Genomic DNA, 8,796 nt, shown 5'->3' with positions numbered 1-8,796 from the left:
CGGCCGAGCACGAGACTGCCTACTACGCTCAAAACCCGCCACGCCGACCGGCGCTGGTCAACTCCTGAAGCCGGTCTTCAACCCGTGACGGTTCAGACCGTGAGGGGCAGGCAGATCTGAAACATTGATGCCGTGGTCCAATATTGACGCTCCTGTCATGGGATCCGGTGTGGCATAGGACCAGCTCAGGCCGTGCAGAGGGTGTGGATAAAGCCGATCGCCGACTCGACGCGGACCCGCAAAGCGTTGAGCTGAGTGATCGTGAATCGTCCGGCGTGCCCGTGCGTGCCGTTGTTGAAGTCGCGGAAGAGCGTGAGCACGTTGTTCATGTCCGCTTCGACGAGGTCTTCGAGAGCCTTCTCGTCGATACCCTTGAGCCCGAGCAAGAATCTGATCTTGGAGCGCCGGGTGGGCACGTCCTTGTCGGTCACGTCGCAGTCGGGCAACGAGGCGGTGACGGCGGCGTCGGGGGCCCGCGTGTCGAGCATCGTGATGATGACTTCGCGGGCGCTGGTGCAGAAGTGGCGCGCGGCGTCGGGATTGCGAGGACTGAGCGAGAACAGCGCGCCGGTCCACCGGTCGACCAGGTCCTGACCGAAGGCTGCGAGCTCGGTCTGCATGCTCGGGCCGCGCAGCTCTTCCTCGGTGGGGTCCTCTTCGGGCTCGCCGTCGCCGTCCATGGCGTTGAGCAGGTAGACGCTGTTGGCGGCTTCTTCGCTGCCGTAGTCGACCAGTTCTTGCCCGGCGGCGTTCAGAACCCCATCGGTCAGGCGCGTCTCGGCAGCCGCGTAGGTCCGCCTCAGCGTGACGACCGAGGACCGGTAGGTGACGAACGTCGATGCCGCGGGGCGGGATTCGAGACGCCGGATCTCCTGGTCGAGCCGGCGGCGCTGGTTCTTGACCTTCGTGTTGTGGGCGCGCGCCTTGGCGTTGTAGGCGCGCACCTCGCGGTTGTAGTCGTCAACCGCCCTCTTCACCGCGGCGTTGTGCCGACGCACGTCGCGGTTGTACCTGTCGATTGCTTGTTTCTGCTTCTGCTGCGCGGCTCGAATCGCCGCGCGCGCCTGCGCAGGTGTCATCTTCCGGACCATGGGCGCAAGTATGGCCCTGGCCACCGACACTTTCGAGGCATTATTCTGCAAGGACGCGGCCACGGGGCCCCTCGGGCAAGCAGGCGGCTAATCTCGGCGTATGAGGTTCGAGGTCGGTGCGTGTGTGGCTGCGCGCGATGACGGGTCGGTGTTCGAGGTGCTGGAAGTCGATGTCGGCGTCGCCCCTGAGCGGGGCCTGATCCAGTCGGTGGACGACACGCCGGGCACGTAGCCATGGCCGTCGAGCACGAAGCCTATGGTGCCCGCCGACGAGTGATGCCGAGACCCCGAAGACCCTGGACTCCAATCGAATTCGCGGCGTGCACGATCGGACAATAGACGGCACGGTCGATCTGATGCAGGAGCGCACGGGGCCCTGGGTCACGGCAGCGGTCCCGGGTAGCGGGGTGGGATGCCGATCGCGAGCGTGCTCGCGGAAAACGAGCTCATCCCCGCTTGCGCGAGGAGCATGGCATGTTGCCCCAGATATTGGTGCTGAGAGAGGGCTCATCCCCGCTCGAGCGGGGATGAGCCCAGCTAGATCACCCGGTAGACCAGTGCTCTTCAGATTCAGCACGCAGTCGGAGTTCTTGAGTTCGACAACCTTGGATCGCCGCATCGCCTCGGGAGTTTGTGCACGGGGTCCGCCGCCAGGCCGCACTCCAGGCCCGTACCAGCCCGCACACAACAAACACACACTTTGACGGGATTCGATGGGACATGACGGGAATGGGCCAGCACCCAAACTATGCGAAGTGTGTTGACTGCCAACAGTATTGAGTACCAACAGGCGCCTTCGGGTCAACGGGAACCGTTGCTCAGGTGGTCGCAGGTTCAAATCCTGTCAATCCGACACTAGAAACCCTCTCTGACCTCGGTCGGAGAGGGTTTCTACTGTTAGCCCACCACACGAAGAGCGGGACCAGAACGGGACCGTAGGTGGTTCGACGGCTTGTCGCCGACATCGGTGACCTCCCGTCGGTCCGGGTGTAGATATCGCTCGGTGGTTCGACTGTCGGCGTGGCCCGCGATCTTCTGGAGCAGGTGCAGACTGACCCCGGCGTCGGCCATCCAGGTAAGCCCGGTGTGCCGGAGATCGTGCCGACGCAGGTGTTCGTACCCCGAGTTTCGTGACCACTTAGTCCCAGTGGGTGGTATCGCGCAGCACTCCGGTGGCGATCCGTCCACCGCGGGGGCCGACGAAGAGGCGAGCATCGAGGTTGTCCTCACCGATGACGGCGATGCGATCGCGAACCAGTTGCCGAAACTTCTTCGATCAGTGGGACGTAGCGTCGACGGTTGCCTTTTGTTCCTTTGTCGTCGAGGCCGCCGGGACCGGGCGTGGTCTGGCGGCGGACAGTCCGCGTCCAGGTTCTGTGTCGATATCACCTACCCGGCAACCCGACACCTCACCGATGCGGGATGCGGTACCTCGTGATCGCGCTGGTAGCCGCGCGATCGAAGTGGCGCAACGAGCACAACGCCGCCCGAGCTGCGTGAACTCGGCGTGGGTGGCCCGGCATGGATGCCGGTGCTGTGGCCGGACCAAACGTCGGGCACGGTCTGGATCCGCAGACCACGATCACCGCTGCGCCCAGGACAGTAGCTGCGGTGTTTGGCAGTGCTTTTCGCATTTGCGCGTGAAGTGGAATGGAGAATACGACGACGTGTCGCCGACGATCCGGCGCCTCATGTGCGACGCCCTCGTGTCGGTGCCACCTTCTTCGCTGCACGTGGTCTCGCTCCACCGTTGGGATTCGTAATGGCCGGCTGGACACACAGAAGGTCGGCAGCGGTCGCGAGCCAGGCTGCTGCGTCGACTCCTGCTCGGTCATCGGTCGAAAACAGTGTTCCGTTCGGTCCGCCGCCCGCGTCATGGGGGAGGATGCCGTTTGCCGCGTACCAGGACTTCTTGAGAGCCCATTTGCGGGCGTAGTCGGGAAGATCGAGCATTCCGGCGTGCTCCCAGTACACGACCCGTCCGTCGGGTGCGACGACGGTGAAGTCAGGCAGGACGACACGGCCGTCTGCCCCGGTGAGTGGCGCCTCGTATTGCCAACTGCCAGGGACGAGTTGGTCCAGCAACCCGGCGATGATGACCTCGTTCTTCGACGCCATCGGAATCCCGCCGCTCGAGATGTGGAGGAGCTTGCGGTCGAATCGCTTCTCCGTACCACGGAATTCGAGTTGAACCGGCTCGGGTTGCCGGAACAGGTCGGTGAGGCGGCGGGCGGTTTCCGAGCGTGCGGGATGTGCCAGGTCGCGCAATTCGGCAAGGGAGCCCTCGTGCAGGATGACGATCTTGTTCTTCTGCCGGGTCAGTGCGGTGTACATCAGTTCGCGGGAGAGGCTGGCGCGGGCGGGTAGAACCAGGAACGTGACATCGAATTCCGAGCCTTGCGATTTGTGCACGGTGACGGCCCAGGCCAGCTCGAGCAGTGGCTCTTCGGTGTCACTGGGCCAGTAACTGTACTGGAATCCTGGTTGCGAAGAGAATTCGACGTCGAGCTTGAGCTTGTTCTTGGGTTTCTTCGCGGCAGGGAGGGTGAAACCGATACCGACGCCGATCTCTCCGTTGGCGATGTAGTTCATCGCGCCATCCGCGGGGTACGCGCGCGAACGACGATTTGCGGTTTGCATGACCTTGTCCCCACGAACGATGAGTTCCGGGCCGAGTGGTTTCGCGATGTTGCCGCCGTAGGTATTTCGTTGCGCCCATTCGGTGTCGGCTGCGCGGTAGGTGCGTTTGATGTGACGGTTGAGTTCCACGGTCCCGAAGGCGCGGGATCTGGTGGGGGACAAGATCTGCCACAGTTCGGCTCGAGGGCCCGCGCCGCGCACCCAGTTGAGGTACTTGCCGCTGATCTCGCCGCCGTAGGTGAGTGCGAATGCCCGGATCGGGTCGTCGGCGTCGGCGAGGTTGAAATGCTGGTTGAGTTCGTCGGTGAGCGCGGTGACGGGGCTGCGGCCTGCCCATGATACGTAGCGCACAGTCGGCAGGTCGGGTGTAGTCGCCAGGTCGGTCCAGATCGTGTCGTCCCCGGCGCCACGGGTGTTTTCGCCGAACCAGGCGGCCAACTCCAGATCGTGGCGGGTGCCGTGCGTTCCGTCGGAGAGCTGACGACGCGGGACCTGCAGCTCCACATAGTCTGGTGCCACTTTGAACCAGGTGCCGAGCCGCTGCGGACGCAATTCGTGCACGAGATCGACGAACGGCCGTCCCGCCCCGATCGGAGGCAACTGGCGCGGATCTCCGACCAACACCAGCCGACGTGTTCCGGCCAAGGCGTCAAGGGCGGCGGCGAGCATCTCCTCGGTGAGCATCGAAGCCTCATCGATGATGACCACACCGAAAGTCTGCCTAGGCTTTTCCTCACCCCAGACCAGGTAGCGCCCGGTTTCGCCGTCGTAGCGCCCGGTGCGGGCCAGAAAAGAGGCGAGAGTCTTGGCGGGTTGTCCCACCTTGGTTTCCAGTTGCACCCGAGCCTTGCCCGTGGGCGCGAGAAGGAGCACGCCACCGCTGGCGACATCGTCGTACTCGACCAAGGCGCGCAGCAATGTTGTTTTTCCGGTCCCGGCAGGACCTATCAGCACCGACAGCGGGGAGTCATATAGGGCCGAGAGGCCCGCAGCTTTTTCGGTCCGGGCTTTCTCCTCGATCTCGTCGAGCGCGCCGGTGACGCTTTTGTTGCGGCGCAGGGCTTCGTCGAGGACGCTCCGCGCGTCCGGGATCGGCCCGAATCGGGGGCGTTTGCGCTGCACAGAAACCCATTCGCGGATGGTGTCCGCGGTCGTCTCCATCCGGACGAGTTTGTATGCCGGGATGTCGTCGGCCAGTGACACACTTGTCAGCGGAGACCACTCGGTCCAGTCCTGGATGCCATCGTGGTCGAGATCGAGCCCGGCCAGGATAGTCGTGTTCAACGCCGGTGGTTGAGCGAGCGGCACATCGAGGGCCAGCGCGACGGCTTCACCGACCGGTACCACAGTGTCTCCGTGGAGTGCCTGTCGCTCGACGACATCGGTCAGCAACGCTTCGATTCGTCTGCGGTCGATGTGGTCGTTCAGCGCCGATTCCTCGGGAATTGGCGGACGCCACGTGACGTGCGCCGGGGGGAACATCGCACGGTCCACGGTCGTGAACGGCACATGATCGGCAACGCCGTAGGTGCACGTCGCCGCGAAATACGGATTGACGAGCAGATCCTCGGGCTCCATCTCGACCTCGGTCGCACCGTCGAGCATCATCTCCACTTGAGTCGGTGAGATGTCGAGGCCGGAAAGCAAACGCAATACCGCACGGCGCTCAGGTGAGGTTTTCGCCCACACCCGCGCTTGCGTGCGTCCGATGTGGCAGGTAACCGTGTCGGGGGCACCGGTCGGGTCGGCGAAAACCTGCTCCAGATACTCCCACGGATCGCCGTTGTCGCCGACTGCCGACAGGACAGCCCGGGATGCCGGATATGGGTGCTGGACACCGATCACATGAAGCACGCCGGGCAGTCCTGGTACCGGGCCGCGTAGTTGCCACATCCGCTCGGTCTGGTCTCGCAGCCAATCCATGCCCGCATCGGGGACGGTCAGCCCGAGTTCGCGCATGGCGACCGCCGCTGTCTGCAGTGAGCACAGGGCTTCGATCGCCGCATCGTCGGAGAGGTGCTCGGTGACGTAGGAGAATTCCACATGGCGGCCTTCCGGTGCCCACGCGAGCGCCCGGCCGATATCAGCACCTTGGTCGGCGAGGTCGACCAGTTCCTGGTAGGGCAGAAGGATTCCGTCACCCATATCCGGGCGCAGCGAGTGCTCGATGATCGTCTCCCACATGGAGGAGTCGAAGGGTGGGTTGCCGGTCTGATTCCACATCGGGGGCGCCGTCACTCGCGTGACGCGAGCAGCGCCAACCAAGAGCCGGTCCGTCCGTTCCTCCTGCAGTGGTGAATGCTTCAGATAGGCGAAGACGAGGGAGTCGCCGGGCGACACCGGTTCGAAGAACGCGTCGATGATCGCACGCTGGTTCGCGCCGTTCATGATCCAGTTCGGGGACCACTGCAAGGCAGCGTCGGCGGCGTCCTCCGCGGTTTGGTCGAACGCGGGCACCCGCCCATGGCCGATGTCCTGGGCGAATGAAGTGCGGCTGAGCCAGCGGAAGGGAACGCATTCGAACGCGTATCCCGGCACTGTGACAGTGGTGTCGTGCAGTGTTCCGCGCAATGCGCGATTATCCTGGTAGGGATGGCTTTTCACTACGCTGTAGCCGTCGGGGGACATGAAGGTGCCTCGTTCGCTCAAGCACGGCAACCGGTTCTGGTCGAGGAGGCCGATGTCCCGCCCGCGCTGGTCGGCCTCGAACTCATCGTCGCGGTTCTTGCCGATCGAGGCCAGCAGAGTGCACGACGAATTGCCCAGGGGTTCGGTGCAGATGAACTGGTCCCAGGGCCGGTCTCGCCACGGAACCCTCACCGACAGATGCTGAATACCGGCCATGTGCTTGGTGTACCACGACCAACCCGCCTGCACCTACAACTCCGCAAACCAACGAACTACGGGGCGCGACACTGGAGCTAGCGTCCATCGCACCACGCCTGAGACCGCGCGAGGTCAGCCATGGCGTGACGGTCTATCATATCAAGGAGATAGGCAGTGCTGCCGGAACCCGCTGTGGTGCAGCAACTAGCGACGTTCGTCAACAAGCGTGGAGCCGTTGCGAACAGAGACGGTCTTTGTAGCGTGTCGGTTGCCACCGAAAGCCGTTGAGGTTGATCAGGTTCAGAACACCGTTCCGAACCAGGCGCCCACGGTACTCCCAGCGGAGGTCGTCGTTCCTCGGCGCGATAGCCTTAGCCGCAACCTATTTCGGGGGCGCGGCAAAGCTGGGGAAGGCCGGTGAGTGTTGATGGGATCGAGAGGTGGCCTGTTCACGGGATTCGAGGCATTTGTGGTGCCCGGACCGTCCGAAGTCAGCACGGCACTCCAAGGCGGGATTCTGGCCGTGGATACCAACGTCCTGCTGAATCTGTATCGCTACAACGAATCCACCACTGCTGATCTCCTGGCGGTCCTCCTCGCCGCACGTGAGCGGTTGTTCATACCCCACCAGGTTGTCCGAGAGTTCTGGCGTAATCGCCAGACGGTCCTCGGCGGGCTCGGAACGGCGAAGAAGGAAGCCCAGGCCGCACTGGCCAAGAACTGCACTTCGACGCAGAATGCGATCAGACTGTGGGCGAAGAGTGTCGCGTTGCCGGACGAGCGGCTCAGTGAACTGCTGGGCAAGACAGATGAGTTCTTCCGCTCCATCAGCGAGGAGTTGGTCGACGAACCCTCCCGGGTGAGCGCACACCTGCCGACATCCGAGGACAGGCTTTTGGTCGAACTGGCTTCGTTGCTCGACGGAGCGGTGGGCGACGAGCTGGGCGTGGAAGCGTGGGAGGCTGCGGTTGCGGAGGGCGAACGGAGAGTCAACAGCTCCGAGCCGCCGGGATACATGGATGTGGACAAACTCGAGTCTGATCTTCCTGAAGGCGCATCGGGGGACTACCTCGTGTGGCTCCAGTTGCTCATTGAAGGCGAGTCCGTCGGCAAAGATCTGGTGCTGGTCACGGCGGATACCAAAGAAGACTGGTGGAATCGAACTGACCGCGGCCGACGTATCGGCCCCAGAAGAGAGCTGATCGATGAGTACCACAGCAGAACAGGCGGTCGGTTCTACCTCCTCGAGCCAGCCGATCTGCTTGAACACTCGGCAACGCTCGGCGTCGGTACCAGCGCGGAATCGGTACAAGACATTCAGCGGGTACGCGACGAAACGCCGGAAGACGCGCCCTGGGACTTTGGTGCGCTCAACGCGGTGCTTACCCGCCTGGACCAGCAAAATTATGTGCAGGCAGAGGTCATCAGGGAGGCTGCAGCCAACGGTGGGAGCATCACCCGGCGCCGTGTCTATGAACTCGATGGGCGGGATGAAGGACAGATGCTCAGGGGATTCACTCGTCCGGTAACGCGACTCACGACGGAGCTGCAGGTAGTGGGGCTAGTCCCGCACGGCGTTCAGCCGTTGCTGCACGCGAAGTACGACGAAGGGGTCAAATCCTCGCACTTCGTCGTTCCGGCAGAGGTGGTCAGCTTGCTCACGGCTGGGCAGCTTGCGTCGCGACCACAACCGTCCTCAACTGCGGACAACTCCGCTGACGCGATATAAAGCCTAATCGGCGTAGACAGCTTCGAGTGAAGCGCTCACAGTGAGCCCCACCACTCGGGGACATACATGAGAATCGTGGGCAGTTGCTGCGCCCTTGCCCTTGGCCTGCTCAGGCGTCGGCCCCGCACCCGCGGGGAGGGTCCCAAGGTCGCCGCAGACGGTCTGACGCGATCTGAGCCTCGCTCGGACACAGGCCAATGCTGGAAGCTGTTGACTGCGCCCCACAGAAACCCCACAGTTTTGGTCGGAATCAGTGGGAATTCATGGGTATCGTTGAGATATCCTAATTCTCGAAGCATGTTGATACTGAGCACTATTGGGCCGTTATGGGTACGGTCTGGACGACTGGAACGCGCGCCAGGTGGTCGCAGGTTCAAATCCTGTCAGCCCGACAATGAAAACCCCCTCTGACCTCGGCGGATTCTAGGAGTCGTCGCAACACTCGTGGTGGTGTTTAGGCCGCGAGTAGCTTAGCCAAGCGCTCGGCTGGGGTATCCCAGTCGAGCGTTT

General features: G+C 63.2%; 5 protein-coding genes. 2 read left to right on the top strand and 3 right to left on the bottom strand.

All coding sequences use genetic code 11. From position 1 onward, the window contains the following. Positions 1–185: 185 nt before the first annotated feature. A complete protein-coding gene (locus ACWF82_RS34095; RefSeq protein WP_452507686.1) occupies positions 186–1,079 on the bottom strand; it encodes a pPIWI-associating nuclease domain-containing protein in 894 nt (297 codons plus the stop codon). Between the two features lie 112 nt (positions 1,080–1,191). Between ACWF82_RS34095 and ACWF82_RS34090 the strand changes: the two genes are divergently transcribed. Further along, positions 1,192–1,323, top strand: coding sequence for a hypothetical protein (locus tag ACWF82_RS34090; protein ID WP_452507685.1), 132 nt, complete (start codon positions 1,192–1,194; stop codon positions 1,321–1,323). Between the two features lie 665 nt (positions 1,324–1,988). Here ACWF82_RS34090 and ACWF82_RS34085 read toward each other — a convergent pair. Together ACWF82_RS34085 and ACWF82_RS34080 are read right to left on the bottom strand one after the other, a co-directional pair. Further along, complete coding sequence (locus tag ACWF82_RS34085) at positions 1,989–2,306, bottom strand: tyrosine-type recombinase/integrase (RefSeq protein ID WP_452507684.1); 318 nt, start codon at positions 2,304–2,306, stop codon at positions 1,989–1,991. Positions 2,307–2,780: 474 nt separating this feature from the next. Beyond that, positions 2,781–6,575, bottom strand: a complete 3,795-nt coding sequence (locus tag ACWF82_RS34080) for an AAA family ATPase (RefSeq protein ID WP_452507683.1) — start codon at positions 6,573–6,575, stop codon at positions 2,781–2,783. A 505-nt stretch (positions 6,576–7,080) separates the two neighbouring features. On the opposite strand from ACWF82_RS34080, the gene ACWF82_RS34075 reads away from it, so the two are divergent. After that, the gene (locus ACWF82_RS34075; protein WP_452507682.1) at positions 7,081–8,286 is read left to right on the top strand and encodes a PIN-like domain-containing protein; all 1,206 of its coding nucleotides are present in this window, start codon (positions 7,081–7,083) and stop codon (positions 8,284–8,286) included. Positions 8,287–8,796: the final 510 nt, after the last annotated feature.

It is taken from the genome of Nocardia sp. NPDC055053, from assembly GCF_053608285.1.
This window is presented reverse-complemented; position numbering and strand designations above follow the sequence as displayed.